Raw genomic sequence first — 20,602 nt, forward strand, 5'->3', positions numbered from 1 at the left:
GATATAAACCAGGGCGGCATTTTGTCTGGCTACTCCGTCGTATCAGACAGCATCTTGCTGTCTGGCCGTCAGGTTACGGTTGTCTAATGAACTGGTTTAAGTTTACAAACGCTGGTTGCTTTTTTGCCAGACAGCAAGACGAATTTTTAGAATATAATACGGCTTAAACCCCAATAAAATGAACCGCTTTAGTTTACGAACACGGACCGGCAGAATGCGATTTGCCAACCGTAAATCGATAGCCGTAGTCGCGTTGGCTGGCGGCCTATTAGCTTCTTCTTTGGTGGCAAACGGGCAGGAAGTCATCCCGTTATATGCCGGTTCTGTGCCGAATGCAAAAGTCTCGGACATACAGGAGTCGGGGGCAGAAACGGGCGTGCTGAAAGGAATTACCAAACCCACACTGGCGTATTTTAAGCCCGCACCAGACAAAGCATCCGGGACCGCTGTCATTGTCATTCCGGGCGGGGGCTATGGAGTCGTGGTGTATCAGGGCGAGGGCATCAACATCGCGAAAGCGCTGGCCGAAAAAGGTGTGGCGGCTTTTATATTGAAATATCGGCTGCCCAGTGAGGCCATCATGGCTGACAAAAAAATCGGGCCGTTGCAGGATGCCCAGCAGGCCATAAAGCTGGTGCGTGAGAATGCCGCTAAATGGGGCATCGATGCCAGTAAAGTAGGCATCATGGGCTTTTCCGCAGGTGGGCACCTGGCTTCGACGGCAGCTACGCATTTCGAGAAAGCATATGTTGAAAACGCCAGCAACACCAGTCTGCGCCCTGATTTTCAAGTGCTGATTTACCCGGTCATCAGTATGCGCGATAGCCTCACGCATGGCGGTTCGCACGATAATCTGCTGGGCAAAAATCCGTCGCGCCAGGACGTTGATCTTTTCTCCAACGAGCTACAGGTACGTGCCAACACGCCCCCAACGTACCTGACCCACGCGGCCGATGACAAATTGGTGGATGTAGACAACAGCATTGCCTACTTCGAACAGCTCCGACGCCAGAAAGTGCCGGTTGAAATGCACATCTACCCCAAAGGTGACCACGGCTTCATCTTCCGGCACCCCGGCTGGATGGACCCATTATTTGCCTGGATGAAAGTAAATAACTGGGTGAAGAACTAGTCATCTTGACTCATCTCTTTCTCCATTCATCAGTAACGCCTAAATCATCCTTACCTATGCTTAAATCCTTTTTTTCTCAACCCTTACTTTGGCTATTGTCGGCTCTGTCCGGTCTGGCTTTGGCGCAACCGCCCCGTGGTCCGCTGGTGATGTCTCCGCAGGTGAACGCTGACAAGACCGTTACATTCCGGTATCAGGCTCCGCAAGCCAAGGCAGTGGAACTGAGTGCGCAGTTTGAAAAAGCGCCTGTTGCCATGACCAAAGATGCGCAGGGCATCTGGAGCGTGACGGTTGGACCCGTCAAACCCGACATTTACCCGTACAGCTTTCGGGTAGATGGCGTAACGGTCATGGACCCGGCTAATGTTGCCTTCTTCCCGAACGAGCGGTTCAAAGCCAGCCTCGTCGACATACCCGGCGATACACCCCTGATTCACGCTATGCGCGATGTGCCCCACGGCTCGATCAACTACGAATACTACCCATCGATGGAGGGGACAACCGGTTCGCTGGTTGTGTATACGCCACCGGGTTACGACCAGAATCCGTCGAAGAAATACCCCGTTTACTACCTTATCAGCGGCACGACGGATACCGAAGAGACTTTTTTTAAGGTCGGTAAAACCAACCTGATTCTGGATAATCTCATTGCCGAAGGCAAGGCTAAACCAATGATTATTGTGATGCCTTACGGCAACATTGCCGCGCGGGTAGCCGAGCAAAAAGGGGGATCGAAACCCGCCGACCCAACCGTACGCGATGGAGCTGATGCCGTAAAACGGGCCAATGATTTCGCGACTGATCTGGTGAAAAACGTCATTCCGTATACTGAGAAAAGCTACCGGACCATTCCCAACCGCGAGAACCGGGCCATTGGCGGCTTTTCGCGCGGGGGTGGGCAAACGCTCCGCACGGCATTCAGCAATATGGACAAATTTGCCTGGGTGTGCGCCTATAGTTCGTACCTGTCGCCGGAAGAAATGGATCGCAGCTATCCAGCCCTCGTCAGCAATGCGGCTCAGACAAACAAACAACTCAAACTGCTATGGGTGAGTGTGGGAAGCGATGATTTTCTTTATAAGGGCACGGTGGAGTTTATGGATTACCTCAAGGCGAAGAACGTAAACTACAAAAGCCTGATTACCGACGGAGGCCATACCTGGATGAATGTAAAAACCTACGTAGCCGCCACCACGCCATTGTTATTCCAACAATAAACCTTTACGCCCATGAAACGCACACTTTATAGTCTACTGGCCGTTCTATTTTCGGGTGTTACGGTTTTTGCCCAGCAACGCCCACCAGCCATCAGTTCGCCCGATGTTCATCCCGACCACAGCATTACGTTCCGGTACTTCTCCCGAAATGCGAAAAAGGTGATGGTTTCGGGGGAGTTTCTGTCGGCTCCGGTCGCCATGACCAAAGACACCTCGGGCGTTTGGAGCGTGACCGTGCCGCCCGTTAAGCCCGACATTTATCCCTATAGTTTTATGGTTGACAGTGTGTCGCTGGCCGATCCAAGTAACACGTACATTTTCGCCAACGAACGCTTCAAACGCAGCATCGTCGACGTACCCGGTGATCAGCCGCTGGTGCATTCGCTGCAGAACGTGCCCCACGGCAAAATCAGTTACCGCTATTACAAATCGGGCACCCTGGGTACCACGCGGCAGTTGCTCGTTTACACCCCGCCGGGTTTCAACCCTAATGGCAAAACAAAATACCCGGTGCTGTACCTGATTCACGGCGGCTCCGATACGGAAGAGACCTGGACAAAAGTGGGGCGGGCGAACTTAATTGCTGACAACCTGATGGCGCAGGGAAAAGCCAAACCCATGCTGATTGTAATGCCTTATGGGAACGTTCGCCCGGCGCCCATGCCCGATTTTACCAAAGACATGATCAACGACATCGTTCCGTTTATCGAAGCCAATTATCCGGTGATTACCGAAAGCAAAGGGCGGGCCGTAGCCGGGTTCTCGGTGGGTGGCGGGCAAACGCTGAACATCGGCCTGACCAACCCCTCTACGTTTGCCTATGTGTGTTCGTATGCGCCTTATACCGCCACAGAAGAGTTTCAGAAAAACTTTTCGAACTGGTCGCCGGACGCCAGCAAGCTCAACAGCCAACTGAAATTATTCACCATCAGCGTGGGCACTGAAGACTTTCTGTACGAGCCGGTGAAAAAGAATATTGCGATGTTTAACGAGAAGAAAATTAAGGTCGAACCACTCATCGTGCCGGGTGGGCACACCTGGATGAACTGTAAACTGTATCTGGCGAATACGTTGCCGCAGCTTTTTAAATAGCTACTTGTGAATCCTGTCGTATTTATCCCACCTCAACCCCCTGAAAATAAGGGGAGGGGATGGGGTAAAAATGCCGCAAAACAATTGCTTGAGTACCTGAATAATCAACCTTTTAAACCCTAAATCAACATAAAAATGATCCGCAACACCGTAGCGACTTTGGTCGCCATCGCATTAACAAGTGTCGGCTCGCTGGCACAGACAATTGCAGAGGATTTCAAGCCTTCCTCGCTGAACCAGCCGGGACAGGAATACCCGCAGGTAAACTCGCAGGGCTACGCCCGATTCCGTATCAATGCACCCAAAGCGGATAGCGTTCGGGTAAGTCTGGGATTAGGTGGCCGGGGTGGCACTATCCTTACTAAAGGAGCTGATGGCTTCTGGACCGGCACCACGGCGGGGCCACTGGACGAAGGATTCCATTATTACAATGTAACGGTTGACGGCGGTAAGTTTAACGACCCCGGTGCCCAGAATTACTACGGTTCCGTCCGGTGGGAAAGCGGCATCGAAATTCCGGCCCATGACCAGGATTTCTACGCCCTCAAGGATGTTCCCCATGGCATGGTGCAGCAGATTCTGTTTCCCTCGAAAAGCACCAATACATCACGTCGGGCCTTTGTGTACACGCCACCGGGCTATGAGAAAGATAAGTCGAAAAAATACCCGGTGCTCTACCTACAGCATGGCTGGGGCGAAGACGAAACGGCCTGGAGCAACCAGGGGCACGCCAATCTGATTATGGACAACATGATCGCTGACGGCAAAATCAAGCCGTTCATCATCGTCATGACCTACGGCATGACCAATGAAGTGAAATTTGGCAAGATAAGAGAGTTCAAAATTGATCCGTTTCAGGCCGTTCTCACCGACGAACTGATTCCGTATGTGGATGCTAATTTTCGTACCCTCGCCAACCGGGACAATCGGGCGATGGCAGGGCTCTCGATGGGCGGCATGGAAACTAAAATGATTACGCTCAATAAGCCGGAAACGTTTGGGTACTACGGCCTGCTGAGCGGTGGTGTCTACGCACCGGAAGACCTTAACGGCAAGGCCAAACCGAAGCTTGTGTTCATCAGCTGCGGCAGCAAGGAACGGCCCGACGGCGTCAAAAAATCGGCCACTGACCTGAAAGCCGCTGGCTACAATGCCGTTTCGTATGTGTCTGAAAACACGGCCCACGAATTTCAGACCTGGCGTCGCAGCCTGCACGAACTGGCTCCCCTGCTGTTCAAAAATTAACCGGTAGCGTCAAGCTGATTGTCAAAAAATAACCCAACCAAACGGCACGAACCAGCTGTTTGCCAACTCTGTAAAGATGAAACGATTCGTTGCATTAGTGGCTGTCATGGGCTTTTTCTACGGTAGTAGTTACGCTCAGAAAATCGAGAAGGAAGCCCCGAAAGGCTTCGATCAGGTACGGGCGGGCATCGCTACGGGTAAATTAGATTCGATCAGTTACGCGTCGAAAACCGTAGGTACGTCCCGCAAAGCGCTGGTCTACACCCCGCCGGGCTTTAACAAGAAGACCAAATACCCGGTGTTGTATCTGTTGCACGGCATCGGGGGCGATGAAAAAGAATGGCTTAAAGGAGGGAATCCGCAGGTTATTCTGGATAATCTATACGCCGAAAAAAAGCTGGAGCCGATGATCGTGGTGATGCCCAACGGCCGCGCCATGAAAGACGACCGGGCCGTAGGTAATGTCTTCGACAAGGACAAAGTCGAAGCCTTTGCTACCTTCGAGAAAGACCTGCTCAATGACCTCATCCCCTTTATCGAAAAGAAGTACCCGACCTTGACCGACCGCGAACACCGGGCCATTGCCGGGCTGTCGATGGGCGGGGGGCAGTCGTTGAATTTTGGCTTGGGAAATCTGAACAAATTTGCCTGGGTAGGCGGCTTCTCATCGGCCCCCAATACCAAACGACCCGAAGAACTGATGCCCGACCCCGAAGCCGCCAAAAAGCAGCTGAAGCTGCTCTGGATTTCATGCGGGGATGCCGATGGCCTGATTTCGTTCAGCAAACGCACCCACGACTACCTGTATGAGCATGGCGTACCGCACATCTACTATGTTGAGCCGGGTGGGCACGATTTTAAAGTCTGGAAAAACGGCCTGTATATGTTCTCGCAGTTCCTGTTCAAGCCGGTCGATGTGGCCTCGTTGACCAAATACAGCGTGCTGGGAACACCAGCGGCCACGAATATCCGGAATGCCAAATATCCGCAGATTTTGCCCGACAACCGAGTTGTGTTTCGCGTAAAAGCCCCCGACGCCCAGAAGGTGCAGGTTGATTTGGGCAAGAAATACGACATGGTGAAAGATACGAGCGGCTTCTGGACGGCAACGACGGATTCCATCAGTCGCGGTTTTCACTATTACTCGGTCCTGATCGACGGTGTCGCCGTTGTCGACCCGGCTAGTGAAACGTTCTACGGCATGGGTCGCATGGCCAGTGGTATCGAGATACCGGACAAAGACGGTGGTTTTTACGCCATGAAAGACGTACCCCACGGCGACATCCGCACCAAGCGCTACCTCTCGAAAGCAACCAATAGCTGGCGTGAAATGTACATCTACACCCCACCGGGCTACGATAAATCGACTAACAAATATCCGGTGCTGTATCTGCTGCACGGCGGTGGCGAAGATCAGCGCGGCTGGGCCACACAGGGCAAAACAGACCTCATTCTGGACAACCTAATTGCCGAAGGCAAGGCCAAACCGATGGTGATTGCTATGCTGGATGGCAACGTTGGCATGTCGGGTGGTCTGGCGGGTTTCAATGAAAATGTGCTCAAGGCATTTGAAAATGAATTGAAACAAGGCGCTATTCCCTTCGTGGAAAGTAATTTCCGGGTTGAAACCGACGCAAAAAACCGGGCACTCGCGGGCTTGTCGATGGGTGGGTTGCAGACGCTATATGCAGGCATTAAGAACACCAATATGTTCTCTAATTTGGGCGTGTTCAGCTCGGGCTGGTTTGCCAACAACACGAAGTTGTCGGACCCGCAGTATGCGTTTATGAAGGAAAATGCCACTGACATCAACAGCAACCTGAAAAACCTGTGGATTTCGATGGGTGGCAAAGAAGACATTGCCTATCAGAACTGCCAGGTCATGATGAAAAAGTTTGACGAGATGGGTATCAAGTACAGTTACAGCGAATATGCGGGCGGGCACAGCTGGCCCGTCTGGCGGCACGATCTGATGCAGTTCTCGCAAGTGCTGTTCAAGTAACAAGGCAGTATAGTATTTATTAACCACAGAGCCACGGAGAACACAGAGCCTACTTCGCCGTAAACTGCTGCTGTAAGCAAAAAATTAAGTCTCTGTGTTCTCCGTGGCTCTGTGGTTAATAAATAACGTGAATAATGGATGACAAAAACTTTATCGTAATTAGCTGTTTATAAGTCGCTTAAACTGTTGTTCATCCATGAATCACATTAAATACTGCTCTATTTTTCTTCATCACTCAACTCAATATCAAATACTGTATGCTTCTGAAAAAATACGTTTTTGCCACCGGTGCGGCCGCACTCGTGCTAGCTAATTTATCGCTGCTGCCAAATACCACGTTGGCGCAGCAGATTCCGTCGCTGAAGGATACTTTCAAAAAGGACTTCGGAATTGGTACGGCGCTGAACAACGCCCAGATCGACGAGCGGGATCCGCAAATGACGGCCTTCATTGTGCGTCAGTTCAATATGGCCACGCCCGAGAATATTATGAAATCGGCCCTGATCCACCCCAAGTGGGACTCCTACGATTTCGAGATGGGCGACAAACTGGTGGCGTTTGGGAAAAAGCACAACATCAGGATCAACGGGCACACGCTGATCTGGCATAGTCAGTTACCGCCGTTTATTCGGGACATCCATAATGCTGATTCCATGCGAACGTTCTTTACCAATCACATCAAAACAGTGGCTGGTCGCTACGACGGCAAGGTTTACTCTTGGGATGTCGTCAACGAAGCACTCAATGAGGACGGCACCATGCGAAAATCGGTCTTTCTGCAATACCTGGGTGATGATTTCGTCACGGAAGCATTCCGGCTGGCCCAGCAGGCAGCCCCCAAAACGGAACTGTATTACAACGATTACAACAATGAACAGCCTGCCAAACGCGCTGGCTGTATAGCACTGATCAAAAAAGTGAAGGCTGCCGGGGTACGTATCGACGGCGTCGGCATTCAGGGCCACTGGCATGTGGGTAGAGTGCCATTCAAAGACATTGAAGAGAGCATTCTTCAGTATGCGGCTCTGGGCGTCAAGGTGATGTTTACCGAGTTGGATATTGAAGTACTTCCCCGCAACGTTCAGGGGGCCGATGTAGGGCAGCGCATGACGGCAAATGAACAGTCGAATCCCTACACAGCGGGCTTGCCCGACAGCGTACAGCAGCAACTGGCCGCTGATTACGAAGCGTTGTTTAAACTCTTCCTCAAGCATAAAGACAAAGTCACCCGCGTAACCTTCTGGGGTGTCAATGATGCGCAGAGCTGGCTGAACAACTGGCCCATTCGGGGCCGGACCAACTACCCATTGCTGTTCGACCGGAATAACCAGCCGAAGCCTGCTTTCGAGAAAGTCATTGCGCTAAAGAAATAATTGCCTGCAAGACATGCGCAAGCAGGACTCGGGTTTACTACCGTTGGAACTGGCGGTTAGTTGACCACAAGGTTCGTGTCGGTCATGCTACGAAAGGTCAGCCAGAAATCTGCATTTCCAGCAGTGCATAACTAAGACTTTTGCCATGCGTGTCCATTGTGAGCGAGGTTGTAACGCCACCAGTCAGTGCTTGTTGGCAGACAAACTGAAGCGCGGGCAGGTTGGGCAATTCGTACCGGATAATGTTACCTGCCACAATGTCGGCCAGATGCTGTTTGACGGCTTCCGCTGTGACCTGGGCGCAGAGTAACGGGTAATCGTCGGCTTTGTATGGAATGAGCGAGAGCGTCAGCGTATTGCCTTTGTCGCCCGCCCGGCTATGCGCGATGTCATAAAGTTTGATGGTCATGATTGAAATAGCGTTACCTGTGGCGTTAGTCGATGGCGGTCCAGGAGCGTCGAGACGATACCCACCAGTTCATGAACGTACTTACGGGCTCCGCCCCCGCCGGCCGGGCCATTGGTGTAAAGAGCTTCGACTTCTTCGCCAACCAAAGCCGCCTGTTGCGCCGTTTTTGCTTTTGCGGCCACCCGAAGCCGAATCTCATAGGGGTCCGGATAATGTCCAAAGGCCGTTCGATGGACCGATGTGCTGCCAATGTAATCGATTCGTAAATCCGTGAACCGGTCTTTTAATCGTTCCTGGAGAATAACTCCGGCCAGTTTCGCCCGGCCAAGGGCGTTTGAACCGGCATAGGAAATTTCGCCTTCGCCGATAAAACCGGCTTCGTAGCCTACGCTGACTTTCAAGGTGTTGGGTCGGGATTGCCCACAACCCCCCGAAGCGCGGACCTGATTAGGACCCGTTTCAGCCAACCGAACCGACGTGAAATCGGCGACTACGTCGGGGGTCATGTAGCGGCTGGGATCCATTACTTCGTAAAGAAGCTGCTCTTTGGCAGTCATCAGACTTAAGGCCCCCCCGGTACCGGCTACTTTACTGAAAACGGCGGTGCCGTCGGACGAAACATCGGCAAAAGGATGTCCCAAGTGCGCCATGTCGGGCACGTCTTTGCGGCCCGGATCCGCGAAGTAGCCACCGGTGAGCTGACCGGCGCATTCCAATAAGTGCCCAATCACGGTACCCTGTCCTAATTGATCGTAATCATCCACCGACCAGCTAAACTCATGAACCAGCGGGGCTAAAAACAACGAGGGATCGGCCACGCGGCCCGTAATGATAATATCGGCATTCGTAGCCAGCGCCGGTAAAATAGCATCGATACCCAGGTAGGCATTGGCCGAAACGAGCGTACCTGAATCGGCCAAGGGCTGGCTCGTTTCCAGTGCCGTTTCACGGCCCGAAAGCAGACTGAACACGTCGTCGCCGGTGACAGCGGCTACCGTTACCGAGAGCGATAAGCGTTGAGCGATGTCGACAATTTTTTGGGCAGCCGCCAGCGGATTAGCCGCGCCCATGTTGGTGATCAGGCGTACTTTCTTTTCCAGCAAATGGGGCAACAAACTTTCGATTCGGCGTTCCAGCAGCGGGTCGTAGCCCAGCGTGGCATCCTGCCGTTTCCGTTTCTGGGCCAGCGCAATGGTGCGTTCGGCCAGGCATTCCAGCACCAGATAGTCTAATTCACCATGCTGCACCAGAACAAGCGCTGGTTCGAGCCGATCGCCGGAGAAGCCGGCCCCGCACCCGATTCGGACGGTTGGTTTCATAAATGAATGGAACCGGTTAACAGGGCTACCAGCGTCATGACGAGGGTTGTGCCGAAGGCCCATTTAAGAATAAATTTCTGATGATCGCCCAAATCCACGTCGGCCAGACCAACCAGCAGGAAGGTCGAGGCCGTGAGCGGACTAACCGGAAACCCGACCGTCATCTGTCCCAGCAATGCGGCCCGACCAATTTCCAGCGGGTCGATACCGAATTGCGTGGCTGTCTGGCTCAGGATAGGAACCACCCCGAAATAATAGGCGTCGGGCGTGAAGAGCAGACTGGCGGGCATACTGGTGATGGCTGTCAGGGTGGGTAGCCAGGCCGCGTGTTGCTGGGGAATCAGCGAAACGACGGACGTGGCCATCGCGTCGATCATCTTGGAACCGGTCAGGATACCCGAAAAGACGCCTGCCGCAAAGATCATACTCGACACCATGAAAATGTTGTTGCCGTGGCTTCGGAGAACTTTCTGCTGATCGGGCAAGCGGGGGTAATTGATCAACAGCGCAACAATGGCGGCTGAAATAAACAGGGCCGGTGCCGGTACCCACCCTTTCATCAACGTGGTGATGAGGGCAACGGTCAGCGCGGCATTGACCCAGAACAGGCGGGGTCGGCGAAACTGCCGCTGCTCATCGGTCAGGCTTTCCTGATGCACATAATCCAGGTCAATAATACCCAGACGTTTCCGTTCTTTTAATCCGAACCAGTAGGCCGCAAAAAGCACCCAGCCTATTCCGGCCACAATCGCCGGAATATTGGGGTTGAACAACTGCGTGGCATCGGTTTTTAAGGTTGAAATAGCCCGCGCCGAGGTACCGGACCAGGGCACCAGGTGCATAGGTCCCACACTTAATGCGACGATGCCGGTCAAAATCAACCGATTGATTCCAAGCTGTTTGTAGATTGGCAAGAAGGCCGACATAACAATCATGAAGGTCGCTGTACCATCGCCGTCTAGGTGGACGATCATCGTCAACACGGCTGTTCCCAGAATGACTTTCAGCGGGTCGCCTTTCACGAAGCGGATGATGGCCGCAATGATGGGGTCGAACAGGCCGACATCGAGCATGGTCCCGAAATACAGCACGGCAAACATGAGCAGAATACCCGTCGGGGCTACCTGCTTGATACCCGCCAAAATCATTTCGCCCAATTCCTTCGGGCCCAATCCCGCCAGAAAGCCCATAATAACTGGCACCAACACCAGCGCCGTAATGACGGATAATCGTTTGGTGATAATCAGCACCAGGAAAACGGCAATGGTGGTAAAGCCAAGTAACGAAAGCATGGGGTGAGTTTAGGTGGATAAGGTTATTTTTTATTTGGATAAACTGGTTTTTTAGGGTAGGAAGCTGTTTGAACCTTTATTCGAATAGCCTTTTGTCATCCCGACAAAGCAGGGATCTTCTGGTGAGGCTGAAAACTCCTGCTACCGAAGACCCTCCTTTGTCGGGATGGCAAAAAGCCTGCTAAGCCTCTTTTACATCGTTTTTCCCGTAGCGATCTGCAACAGGTCTTTATCGGGATGGTTTTTTACCTGATTTGTATTGTCGAGAATCATGGTAGCCCCATTTTCGGGCGTATAGGCAGGCCAGGTTGGTAAGCCTTTATGGTTCGGATTGCCCGTTCTGGCAAACGCAATCCAGGCCCGGCTCATTTTGTCGGCTAGTGTATGGGCCGCTTTGCCACCGCCCGTCATTTCTTCGCAAAGGTCAATGTTGTCGAACACAAAGGGGAGTTCCATACAGTGCATGGATTTGTAGATACCATCCATCACCGGCGACTGCCAGGTAAACAGATACATATACACTGGGGCAGCTCCCGGAATGGCTTTCGCATTGGCCTGCTGAACTGTAAGCGGCCGGAAGTTGACGTCAATGTCCGTATAATCAGAGGGTTTGACCGTTTCGGGGTACGCCTTCTTCACGGCGGCCATGTACGCGTCTGCTTTATCGCCATATTTTTTCTGCAGGTTAGCCTTGGCACCTTCCATGTTCAGGTCACGGGTACTTGGATTGAAAGGGGTAAACTCATTTTTGGTCGATCCTACAAGCAATGGAATCGATTTTGCTAAGGCTATCGCGGCTGGTTCATTGGGTTGATTGGGCAGAAAGTTTCCGTCGTGAACAGGTCCCCAGCCTAGTCCGGCGGCTGATTTTCCGTCGGCTTTCAATTGGTCGGCTACTTTACGAATCGCTTTTTTGCTGGCTGCATTCAGCCGCTCGTACGGTATTTTTTGCAGTGAATCGATCTGATTCGCCTGCAGGTTTAGTTCACTGAGTAGTGCTGCACCTACTTTCCGGGCCAGCTCGCTTTCGGTGAAGCTGGTGATGTAACTGCCGCTTTGAACAATAGCTTTTTGAAACAGACCTTTCGCGGAAGGGGCATTCATCAGGCTGGTTACTTTGCCACCCCCGCCCGACTGGCCGAAGATGGTTACGTTGCCGGGATCACCGCCAAACTGAGCGATATTCTGATGCACCCACTGCAAGGCAGCCACTAAATCCATCAGGCCCGCATTGGCAGAATTTTTATACTTGTCTCCGTAAGCTGACAAATCCAGATAACCCAGCACGTTTAAGCGGTGATTTACCGTAACAACAACCACGTCTCCTTTTTTGGTCAGGTTTTCGCCATCGTATGACGGTAGCTCAACCGAAGAACCGGCCGTAAATCCGCCCCCGTGTAGCCAGACCATGACAGGGCGTCCAGCAGTGCCTTTTTTACTAGTATTTATATCGGGCGTCCAGACGTTTAGGCTTAGACAGTTTTCGTTGGTGTATCCCCAATTGTGATGAAAGGGAAATTCAATCTCATCGTAGGTGGTCGTGGTTACGTCCATTGGGCAAACGGGTCCGTACGTCATCGACGAGCGAACGCCCGTCCACGAATCAGGTTTAGTGGGCGCCATGAAGCGTTCTGCCTTGGCGTAGGGAATTCCTTTGAACGTAAACGTGCCGTTGTGGACATACCCCCGGACCGAACCGGATTCGGTGGGTACAGTAGCGATGCCTTTACCGGCCACAATGGGGTCGGTCGATTCGGTTTTAGCCTGTCCAGCAACCAGCAGTGGGAACATGATCACCAGCAGGGACGAAAGGGTTGTTTTGATTTTCATGAATAGTATTGGTTGACTAGTATTTTGAAAATTGGGAATGGGTGATGTAGTCGTGATAATGGATTGACGACTTAATTTCCGTTCAGCACTTTGCTGAAAAACAGTACTTGGTAGGGGAGGGCGTTTTGCCAGAATTCCCAACTGTGACCGCCGGGTCGTTCGCTGTAATCGTGGGGTGTCTGATTGAAAACCAGCCGACGATGCAACTCCCGGTTGGGCTCGATCAGAAAATCATCCACACCACAGTCGATGACCAGCTTCAACCCGTTCGTCTTCATTTTGTCGGCCATACCCACCACTGAATAAGCGGCCCATCCGTCGGGCGACTGGCTGAACGGTCCCAGAATCTTTTCAAATTCTGCCCTGATATTTTTGGCCGCATCGGGTGGAAGTTTCCAGGTGTTCATATCCAGATTCAGTGCTCCGCTCATGCTACCCGCTGCACAGTATAGGTCGGGGTGGCGTGTGGCTAGGTACAACCCGCCATAGCCACCCATCGATAGGCCCGTGATCACCCGGCCTTTTGGAGTGCGGATGGTACGGTACGTATTGTCAATTTTAGCGATAACTTCTTTGGTCAGGTAGGTTTCAAACTGGCTGTCCCTGACAACGGGGCTATCCAGATAATAACTGAATACTTCGCCTTCCGGCATGACAATGATGAGGTTGTACTGGTCGGCGAGTCGGTGAATCAGGGTTTTATCAGGTGTTTTGAGAATCCAGTCGTTAAAGTGGCCGTAGCCGCCGTGGAGCAGATAGAGCACCGGATACGTCGTTTTACTTTTTCCGGCAGTTGAATAAGACTCGGGCAAAACGACCACTGCCCGCAGGTTCTTTTTCATCACGACGCTGGGCACATCCAGTGAATCGACTTTGGCCGCATAAAGTGGAAAGGTTAGCAGAAAACTCATGAAAAAGAGTAACTGCCGAATTGAGTGCGTAGGCTGTTTTACTGCATGCATACTTGGCTGGTAAATTTTTGACGTTGATACCGGTTCAATACCGTTGTGGATGGGAGATTCTGATTGAGCTTTATTTGTTATTCTTTTGTACAAAAAGAAGAGTTGGTCAAATATAAGTGCGCGCTCAGTCTTATCATGCTGTTTTGAGTAGGGATGTGCTGTTATCAGGTTTATTAAATGAAGCTGTATCTTTAGGAAATTTCAGTAAGACTACGGAATTTTCATAAACGCCTAGAAACGAGTGTATTAAATGAAAATAAAGACGGGTAAGGAGGAAATCGGGTACTTACTTGAGAAAGTCATAGACACGCATGAACGCACGACGGGTCAACGGATTATCCGAAATACAAATCCAAAAAACTACGAGGACATAGCCAGGCTACTTAGTTCGATCAGCAACGAATTACCCAACACAGCCCAGCAGTTGGACCACGATCTGTACCCACCTGACCCTAATCCGAAACAGGTCGACTACCCGCACCGAAAATATGACATAACGGGCGTTCAGGTAAAAGATGCTTATCATCAACTCGTGGCTAATCCACGGTCGTTTCTGGTCGATGCCTGCTACATTTATCTATATGGCGTAGGTCGAAAAGGATTTAGCCAAAATCCGCGGGATACCCATCTTATCGAGGGAGTCGATGCATCTGTAGCGTTGCAGTTGGATGAGCAGGAAGCCCTTCGGCAGCAGTTGGCCACTTACCAGCAAGAGCAATTGGCCACGACAAAGCAATTAAAGGAAGATTTTAGGAAGAAGAAACGACTGTTGCTGGTCGGTTTGCTCCTTTGTCTGTCCTTACTCGGCCTTATCAGCGCTCGCTGGGTGGCCGACCGAAACGAATGGGCTACCGTTCGTAAAGACCTGAATATTCTGCCTTACCAACCTACGCAGGCCGAGATTGACAGCCTGTCGGGGATTTGGCTGTACTATACAGGGGCGCCCCAGGCACGGGCCAACGACCCCAACCGGTTTCATCAGGTGGCCAATAATCTCGTGGAGATTAGCTATAAAAATGGGTATTTCATTTTTAACCGACACGGGGCCAACATCGACCATATCGGTTACATGCAGTTCGAAGCACCGGCGCTGGTATCTATTTATTCGCGGGTGAAGAACAACAGTGGTAACGTAGAATCGCCCATTCATGCCCTGTTACGCCTAGATAAAGGAAAGAGCTACCTTACCAGCATTGCCACCACCTGGAGTTTCGATATGGGTGACGGCAATGATATGATCGGCATCCGGAATGTGTTTATTAAGCAAGGCAAAGGTGGGTCACTGGAAGAAATTACCAATACGCCGGAAAATGCGAACTGCCATTGTAAGATTATGAAATGGGTTCAGTCGAACAATCAGATAAAAACATTTCAGTTGAAATACCGCTTACTGGATACCCTGGCCAACGAATCCTTAAAAGCGCTGATAGACGAGAAAAGTATTCTCTTGCGAGAGCCCCGTGAGGGCGTTATTCTTACTCCCGCCCTGCAGAAGGATAAGTTTTAGGCGATAGGCATATGCCAACAGAATTCATTATCTGTTTGACATAAACATGAGCAAGTGCTACGACTTTACCTAGTATGTTCCAGGTTGTTAGATTCTAAAACGAGTAAGGCTATAAACTGATATTTCTGGTTTATGGCGACTAACTATTAGGTAACGATTTGAACGGAACCCTGGTCATTGTTCCATGCAGTCAGGGTCATAATCTATTAAAGGAAAACTCACTATTTTAAGAGTCAAGGTTACTGTAGCCTTGACTTTTTAATTAGCTTTCATAAGTTTTATTAAACGTTTTCACCCCTTTTTTTCGTTATATGATTAAAAAACATCTTTAAATAGTACTACCATGATTACCGAGTCACACAATCTCATCCCCACCCTTACTCGAGGAGACATCCAACACTATGTTGCGACGCATGAGTTTAACGAGATTGGCGAGCAGCAGTGGTTTCGGCTCATCCCCCACGGCGTGGAGCTGTTTCGTACCCCCGAGTACGGTTTTCTATCGGGTACCGAGTTAACAATAGGCGATATATTGTGGATAGCGTCCGGGCTTAGTACCGGTTACCAGGCGAGGCCCTATGAGGCTGACCCTATCCTAAGTTCAAACTTTACCGCCATGCAGCAGTAAATGATAGATAATCAGTTGATTCTATAACTAAACAGGCCCGGCTAAATCACCGGGCCTGTTTAGTTATTCTCTAACTCTTCTCATTATTGAGATCGTGTTTTTGGTTGATCGCTGCCAAGTCACTATTTAAAAATGTAAACCTCTATCCATCCAGGCCCATAACCTGCTCGCCAGGCATAGCCTCGGTGAGGATAACGTCAGGCTTGTAAGCCCGCAGTCGACATAGAACTGGATAACCGCTTGGTTGACCAGCCACGTAGCTCCTTTAAATCGAGGATGGCTGAGCCGACGGTGTTTGAGCAGCATAGCCCTGCGTAGCGAGCATAGCTCCCATTTGGCCATAAGCGGCCGGATCTGCTGGCGCCCAAGTAGCCAACCCATCCACATACCGATTGAACATACTGAAAGCGGCTGAAATCAACACCGTATCATGGATATCTTGATCGGTCGCACCCTGTTGGCGAGCTGTGGTAATTTGCTCAGGGCTGACACACTGACCACCCTGCCGCACACTATCTGCAATGACAAGCAGCGCTTTGAGTTTAGCCGATATAGGAGCGGTTGTGGGATCCTCCCAGGTTTGGGCAACGGTCTGCTTCTCTGGCCCCAGCACATAGTCGGCAACAGCGCCGTGGCAGGTTGAACAAAATAGGCACTCATTACGCTTGGATACGTAGGAAGCAATCAACTCCCGCTCCCCTTGGGTCAATGAGTCACTGGCGTTAGTGCGTAAGAGCACTTCGGCTAAATCGTTCAGCGGTTTGGCGGTCTGGGGGCTAAAAGCCATGGGTCCTGTAATACCGGGTAGTCCTTCGGCTAATTGAATATGGGGCATTGGATCAACGAGTTAAGTCAAAGATCCAGGCAAGATAATACTGCTTTTTGGGAGAGGCAATGCTGTATCAGTTAAGAATCAATGAATCTTGCGGGGCCGTGGTTTATTTTTGCCCCTAGTGGTAAGATGTAGAATTTTAGAGTCGTTGACTAATTTGACCCTGAACGGTTTCAAGGTCAGAAGTCATTAACCCAATCAGTCAATTGGCTTTGAAAAGACGTTCACTTATCGAGCCTTTAACGAAATGTCTAGTACACGAATGCTTATTATTTATCTTTTTTGTCAACTGTGACCGGCATTAACCGACTCCTGATAAACCAGCCGTACGGTCCATGAATAAAACCGGCACGTATGCCAGGAAAAACAGACTTCCCCGGTAAAGGGCTGCTAGTAGGGTGCCTGAAAGTATTGGTTGCATCTGAATAGGGGCACAAAACGCTTTTTTCAATTACAGTAACCAGGCTTAGTATTCAGACGGTTAAGTTTATCCAAAACAAAAATTGCTCCCTTCCTGTTTAATTCACCCTGTAAGCGGTCAATAGGGCAGAGGACCGCCCATTTCCTGACGGATTCACCTTCGACCGGCTAGTAATACGTATTTCCCCAAACTTACACCTGCTAATTTAAAGCGCATCATTATGCAGTCGGGGCTGGTTTAGCACACGCAACTGATGAAACCTGGTACCAATGAGAAGGTTAATTTTGCCGCACTCTCAAAAACTGGTAATATTGTCAACCGGTACGAAGCCGTCAGGCTGGCAATGGCAGAACAGGCAACAGCAGCAAAAAATAGCGGATGTCAGTTTGTTGGTGACAGACCATGACGGACACCTGAATTTCGTAATGAAAATATTCCTGTTTGTTCTATTTAGTGCCATCAGCCTGTGTACGGCCTTCGCCCAGTCAACGGCAGACACAGCAGCTACCCGAAAAAATAGTCTGAAAATTAACCCACTGAGTCTTGTTTTAGGCGATGTATCGGTGTTTTATGAACGGATGCTGACCAAACGGGCATCGCTGGTGGGTGGTGTGGGCTTCGGTTCAGAAACATATGAATACCACAACGCCAACAACCCCTTGCCGAGTTTATTTCACTATAAGCGGGCTACGTTGGAATATCGGCACTACTTCCGTCGGCGTCCTCTGTCTCCCACTGGCTTTTACGCAGGAGTATATGGTCGCTATTCCGGGCTCACGCTCGACGACTATCAGTTCGACAATCAGGGTACTATTATTCGAGACCCGAGCGGTACGTTAGTCAGGACCACACGGCAGCTTTACGTCTGGATGCCTGGTGCTATGGCTGGCATACAGACAAGTACACCGCGTGTCGTGGTCGATTTGTTTTTGGGACTTCACTATCAACTACCGAGCAGCAGTCCCCCTCTGAAGTCAGTCCTGCCGGAAGTCATGAGCCGTAAAGGTTTTACTCCCCGCTTTGGCCTGACCATAGGCTATCGGTTTTGATGATGAGATCGTGTAAGATCTGCCACTCAGCCAACGTGTAAGGTTATTTACTCACTAGTCTGGTAATCGGCTTACTGGGTTAAATCAAACGATAAAAGAGAACATTGCATGCGATTAAAAAAGGTCCGCCGTTGCGGTCACGATTTAAAAAGTCGCATCTCAAACAGACGCCCATATTATTATATAATAGCATTCAGGACAGACCAAATGCAAGGTTTTCTTGGGTAGCCAGGCAGAACCGCTTTACTTCGCTTGGAGAACTAACTTGTCAAGCTTAGCCAACAACCTTCCATGCATACCTGCCTCCTGATCACGCTGGTTCTCCTGCTTCATGTAACGGGTACGAGCAGCGCCCAGCCAACGCCTTCAGATCCGGACCAGCACCAATTTGCTCGACTCACCTACGTTACAAAGGGCGATACACTCCGCTACCGCCTGTCGTATCCGATCGACTACGACGCTCGTAAAAAATATCCGCTCCTGCTGTATCTGCACGGCAACGGGGAGCGGGGCAATGACAACCAGAGGCCGCTGTTGCGGCTACCAGCTGCGCTAACGCATACTACCGGTCGTCAACGTTATTCCTGTTTTATTCTCGTGCCCCAATGTCCCAAGAACCAGGTATGGGTCGACTTCCCCGACTTTCCCAAGAGTCTACACACTTCGGCTGAGCCAACCCGGCCTGCTCAACTAACCTTATCGCTGATGGATGAGCTGATGCATCAACTAGCCATTGATACCGATCGCGTGTATATCACTGGTTATTCGAGTGGGGGAGAAGGAGCTTTTGATCTGCTAACGCGCCGACCGAGTTTATTTACGGCGGCCATTCCCGTTTGCTCGGTTTCCGATACGTCTCGGGCCCGATCGATTTACCGCATACCGATGTGGCTGTTTCACGGCTCGGCCGACAGCGTCAACCGAGCGGAGTATTCCCGGCTGATGGTAGGGGCCTTACGTCGGCAGGGGGGAAGTCCTATTTATACGGAATACCCTGAAGCTGGCCACAACATTGTCCAGCAGGCCTACGCAGAAGTCGGCCTATTTGAGTGGCTGTTTCGCCAGCAAAAACGCTGAACGGATGATTTGGCCTACTTCTTAAACGGGTTGAGTGGGGTATAGTAAAGTAGCTACTAAGGTGATCGGGAATCAAGGTAGAAAAGAGCGATTTTTAAGATCTCACCCTTAAGACCACTATTTAATAGCTGTCCAATCTTATCCGTCGCATAGGAAACAGAGTAAACTGGTTTAAAAGCTCAAAGCGTCACAAAAGTAGAGTAGCCCATGGACCTAAAACGTAGAAAATCACCATGGCTGCCAAACAAACTGGATATAGTGCTGTATTAGTAGGCAGGCCCCGTGCGTAAATGATACTGACGATAACTGGTTATTCGACCGCCCTATTTTCAACATGGTATTTCGTTGAAGAGCTTCGATTATTACTCGATGCGGGCGATGGCATTGCCCCTACGCTCTTACAGAAATCTCGTAAGATTGACCATATTTTCCTCTCGCACGCTGACCGCGATCACGTAACAGGACTGTTGCGCTTGAATGAACTAAACGCCCGCGACGGCTTTCCCACCGTTTATTATCCAGCCGATGCAGGATCTATTGCAGCACTAGAGACCTTTTCAAAACAATTTGATGGGCGAGTAAAAAAAACGGTATGGCATCCAATAGGTGATCAGCAACACGTTCAGCTTCGTAAAAACTTATTTGTGCAATCGGCCCGCAACAATCACGTTGTCAAAGCCCAACCGCATGAAATAAAAAGCCTGGGCTATCAGATTTACGAGACAAAAACTAAGCTTAAATCAGATTTCGTCAATCTATCAGGAGAAGCGTTGCGGCAGTTAGCGGAGAAGTTTGGGCGGCAAACTCTCACGGATGAAGTCAGGACAAACTTACTAGCTTATTCCGGCGACACACCCGCCGAAAATTTTGATCAGTGGAACAACACGCAGACCTTAATTCACGAAGCGACATTCCTTACCCGTGCCGAATTTGCTACATTAGAAACCAACCGGAATCAACACAGTACGCTGGAAGATGTTCTGGCGGCTGTTGCTGATCTTAACATCAAGACGCTGATTCTAGGCCATTTCTCGTCACGGTATTCTGCGGAAGAAATAGACCAAGCCATTCGTCGTTTCTGCACCGCCTTTCACGTAACGATTCCGGTTCATCGCCTTCTACCGGGGCAAACGCATTGGGATATTTTGCGAAGCGATCCGATTAACTAAACGGACTCGTTAACTATGCCTAAGACGGTTGTTTGTACGTAGGAAA

At 50.6% G+C, this 20,602-nt stretch carries 16 protein-coding genes; 10 read left to right on the forward strand and 6 right to left on the reverse strand.

Features of this window, described 5'->3' with window-relative positions; genetic code table 11:
• Window positions 1-178 precede the first annotated feature (178 nt).
• The 6 genes from SD10_RS01840 to SD10_RS01865 all read left to right on the forward strand — a co-directional run bounded on the left by SD10_RS01840 (window position 179) and on the right by SD10_RS01865 (window position 8,061).
• Window positions 179-1,132, forward strand: coding sequence for an alpha/beta hydrolase (locus tag SD10_RS01840; protein WP_082111483.1), 954 nt, complete (start codon window positions 179-181; stop codon window positions 1,130-1,132).
• Window positions 1,133-1,188: 56 nt separating this feature from the next.
• Window positions 1,189-2,349 carry an esterase gene (locus SD10_RS01845; protein ID WP_046375425.1) on the forward strand — a complete coding sequence of 387 codons (1,161 nt, stop codon included), beginning with the start codon at window positions 1,189-1,191 and terminating at the stop codon, window positions 2,347-2,349.
• A 12-nt stretch (window positions 2,350-2,361) separates the two neighbouring features.
• Window positions 2,362-3,441 carry an alpha/beta hydrolase gene (locus SD10_RS01850; protein ID WP_046375426.1) on the forward strand — a complete coding sequence of 360 codons (1,080 nt, stop codon included), beginning with the start codon at window positions 2,362-2,364 and terminating at the stop codon, window positions 3,439-3,441.
• A 135-nt stretch (window positions 3,442-3,576) separates the two neighbouring features.
• Window positions 3,577-4,686 carry an alpha/beta hydrolase-fold protein gene (locus SD10_RS01855; protein ID WP_046375427.1) on the forward strand — a complete coding sequence of 370 codons (1,110 nt, stop codon included), beginning with the start codon at window positions 3,577-3,579 and terminating at the stop codon, window positions 4,684-4,686.
• Between the two features lie 76 nt (window positions 4,687-4,762).
• Window positions 4,763-6,688, forward strand: a complete 1,926-nt coding sequence (locus tag SD10_RS01860) for an alpha/beta hydrolase-fold protein (protein WP_046375428.1) — start codon at window positions 4,763-4,765, stop codon at window positions 6,686-6,688.
• A 257-nt stretch (window positions 6,689-6,945) separates the two neighbouring features.
• Entirely contained in the window at window positions 6,946-8,061 is a 1,116-nt protein-coding gene (locus SD10_RS01865; protein WP_046375429.1) for an endo-1,4-beta-xylanase, read from the forward strand.
• Between the two features lie 97 nt (window positions 8,062-8,158).
• Here SD10_RS01865 and SD10_RS01870 read toward each other — a convergent pair whose 3' ends face one another.
• The 5 genes from SD10_RS01870 to SD10_RS01890 form a co-directional block, all read right to left on the reverse strand.
• Window positions 8,159-8,470 (reverse strand): AtuA-related protein, encoded by a 312-nt coding sequence (locus SD10_RS01870; RefSeq protein ID WP_046375430.1) that lies wholly within the window; start codon window positions 8,468-8,470, stop codon window positions 8,159-8,161.
• On the reverse strand, window positions 8,467-9,789 hold the full coding sequence (locus SD10_RS01875) for an acyclic terpene utilization AtuA family protein (RefSeq protein WP_046375431.1): 1,323 nt from the start codon (window positions 9,787-9,789) through the stop codon (window positions 8,467-8,469). Before SD10_RS01875 ends, SD10_RS01870 begins: the two co-directional genes overlap by 4 nt.
• The gene (locus SD10_RS01880; protein ID WP_046375432.1) at window positions 9,786-11,081 is read right to left on the reverse strand and encodes a CitMHS family transporter; all 1,296 of its coding nucleotides are present in this window, start codon (window positions 11,079-11,081) and stop codon (window positions 9,786-9,788) included. Before SD10_RS01880 ends, SD10_RS01875 begins: the two co-directional genes overlap by 4 nt.
• A gap of 192 nt (window positions 11,082-11,273) precedes the next feature.
• The gene (locus tag SD10_RS01885) at window positions 11,274-12,911 is read right to left on the reverse strand and encodes a carboxylesterase/lipase family protein (RefSeq protein WP_046375433.1); all 1,638 of its coding nucleotides are present in this window, start codon (window positions 12,909-12,911) and stop codon (window positions 11,274-11,276) included.
• A gap of 71 nt (window positions 12,912-12,982) precedes the next feature.
• Window positions 12,983-13,873, reverse strand: a complete 891-nt coding sequence (locus SD10_RS01890; protein WP_046375434.1) for an alpha/beta hydrolase — start codon at window positions 13,871-13,873, stop codon at window positions 12,983-12,985.
• 250 nt (window positions 13,874-14,123) lie between these two features.
• Between SD10_RS01890 and SD10_RS01895 the strand changes: the two genes are divergently transcribed.
• Window positions 14,124-15,380, forward strand: coding sequence for a hypothetical protein (locus tag SD10_RS01895; RefSeq protein ID WP_046375435.1), 1,257 nt, complete (start codon window positions 14,124-14,126; stop codon window positions 15,378-15,380).
• Window positions 15,381-16,273: 893 nt separating this feature from the next.
• On the opposite strand, the gene SD10_RS01905 is transcribed toward SD10_RS01895, so the two are convergent.
• Window positions 16,274-16,843, reverse strand: coding sequence for a carboxymuconolactone decarboxylase family protein (locus SD10_RS01905; RefSeq protein WP_046375437.1), 570 nt, complete (start codon window positions 16,841-16,843; stop codon window positions 16,274-16,276).
• 687 nt (window positions 16,844-17,530) lie between these two features.
• Between SD10_RS01905 and SD10_RS01910 the strand changes: the two genes are divergently transcribed.
• The 3 genes from SD10_RS01910 to SD10_RS01920 all read left to right on the forward strand — a co-directional run bounded on the left by SD10_RS01910 (window position 17,531) and on the right by SD10_RS01920 (window position 20,556).
• On the forward strand, window positions 17,531-18,310 hold the full coding sequence (locus SD10_RS01910) for a hypothetical protein (RefSeq protein ID WP_227699117.1): 780 nt from the start codon (window positions 17,531-17,533) through the stop codon (window positions 18,308-18,310).
• A 291-nt stretch (window positions 18,311-18,601) separates the two neighbouring features.
• Entirely contained in the window at window positions 18,602-19,387 is a 786-nt protein-coding gene (locus SD10_RS01915; RefSeq protein WP_046375439.1) for a carboxylesterase family protein, read from the forward strand.
• A 290-nt stretch (window positions 19,388-19,677) separates the two neighbouring features.
• Window positions 19,678-20,556, forward strand: coding sequence for an MBL fold metallo-hydrolase (locus SD10_RS01920; RefSeq protein ID WP_046375440.1), 879 nt, complete (start codon window positions 19,678-19,680; stop codon window positions 20,554-20,556).
• Window positions 20,557-20,602 lie beyond the last annotated feature (46 nt).

The sequence above is a fragment of the Spirosoma radiotolerans genome, from assembly GCF_000974425.1.
Lineage (GTDB): Bacteria > Bacteroidota > Bacteroidia > Cytophagales > Spirosomataceae > Spirosoma > Spirosoma radiotolerans.

What these genes read in the sequence shown, in the direction of transcription:
- SD10_RS01840 (WP_082111483.1), top strand. Translation starts at nt 179, where the DNA reads ATGAACCGCTTTAGTTTACGAACACGGACCGGCAGAATGCGATTTGCC.
- SD10_RS01845 (WP_046375425.1), top strand. Translation starts at nt 1,189, where the DNA reads ATGCTTAAATCCTTTTTTTCTCAACCCTTACTTTGGCTATTGTCGGCT.
- SD10_RS01850 (WP_046375426.1), top strand. Translation starts at nt 2,362, where the DNA reads ATGAAACGCACACTTTATAGTCTACTGGCCGTTCTATTTTCGGGTGTT.
- SD10_RS01855 (WP_046375427.1), top strand. Translation starts at nt 3,577, where the DNA reads ATGATCCGCAACACCGTAGCGACTTTGGTCGCCATCGCATTAACAAGT.
- SD10_RS01860 (WP_046375428.1), top strand. Translation starts at nt 4,763, where the DNA reads ATGAAACGATTCGTTGCATTAGTGGCTGTCATGGGCTTTTTCTACGGT.
- SD10_RS01865 (WP_046375429.1), top strand. Translation starts at nt 6,946, where the DNA reads ATGCTTCTGAAAAAATACGTTTTTGCCACCGGTGCGGCCGCACTCGTG.
- SD10_RS01870 (WP_046375430.1), bottom strand. Translation starts at nt 8,470, where the DNA reads ATGACCATCAAACTTTATGACATCGCGCATAGCCGGGCGGGCGACAAA.
- SD10_RS01875 (WP_046375431.1), bottom strand. Translation starts at nt 9,789, where the DNA reads ATGAAACCAACCGTCCGAATCGGGTGCGGGGCCGGCTTCTCCGGCGAT.
- SD10_RS01880 (WP_046375432.1), bottom strand. Translation starts at nt 11,081, where the DNA reads ATGCTTTCGTTACTTGGCTTTACCACCATTGCCGTTTTCCTGGTGCTG.
- SD10_RS01885 (WP_046375433.1), bottom strand. Translation starts at nt 12,911, where the DNA reads ATGAAAATCAAAACAACCCTTTCGTCCCTGCTGGTGATCATGTTCCCA.
- SD10_RS01890 (WP_046375434.1), bottom strand. Translation starts at nt 13,873, where the DNA reads ATGCATGCAGTAAAACAGCCTACGCACTCAATTCGGCAGTTACTCTTT.
- SD10_RS01895 (WP_046375435.1), top strand. Translation starts at nt 14,124, where the DNA reads ATGAAAATAAAGACGGGTAAGGAGGAAATCGGGTACTTACTTGAGAAA.
- SD10_RS01905 (WP_046375437.1), bottom strand. Translation starts at nt 16,843, where the DNA reads ATGCCCCATATTCAATTAGCCGAAGGACTACCCGGTATTACAGGACCC.
- SD10_RS01910 (WP_227699117.1), top strand. Translation starts at nt 17,531, where the DNA reads ATGAGAAGGTTAATTTTGCCGCACTCTCAAAAACTGGTAATATTGTCA.
- SD10_RS01915 (WP_046375439.1), top strand. Translation starts at nt 18,602, where the DNA reads ATGCATACCTGCCTCCTGATCACGCTGGTTCTCCTGCTTCATGTAACG.
- SD10_RS01920 (WP_046375440.1), top strand. Translation starts at nt 19,678, where the DNA reads ATGATACTGACGATAACTGGTTATTCGACCGCCCTATTTTCAACATGG.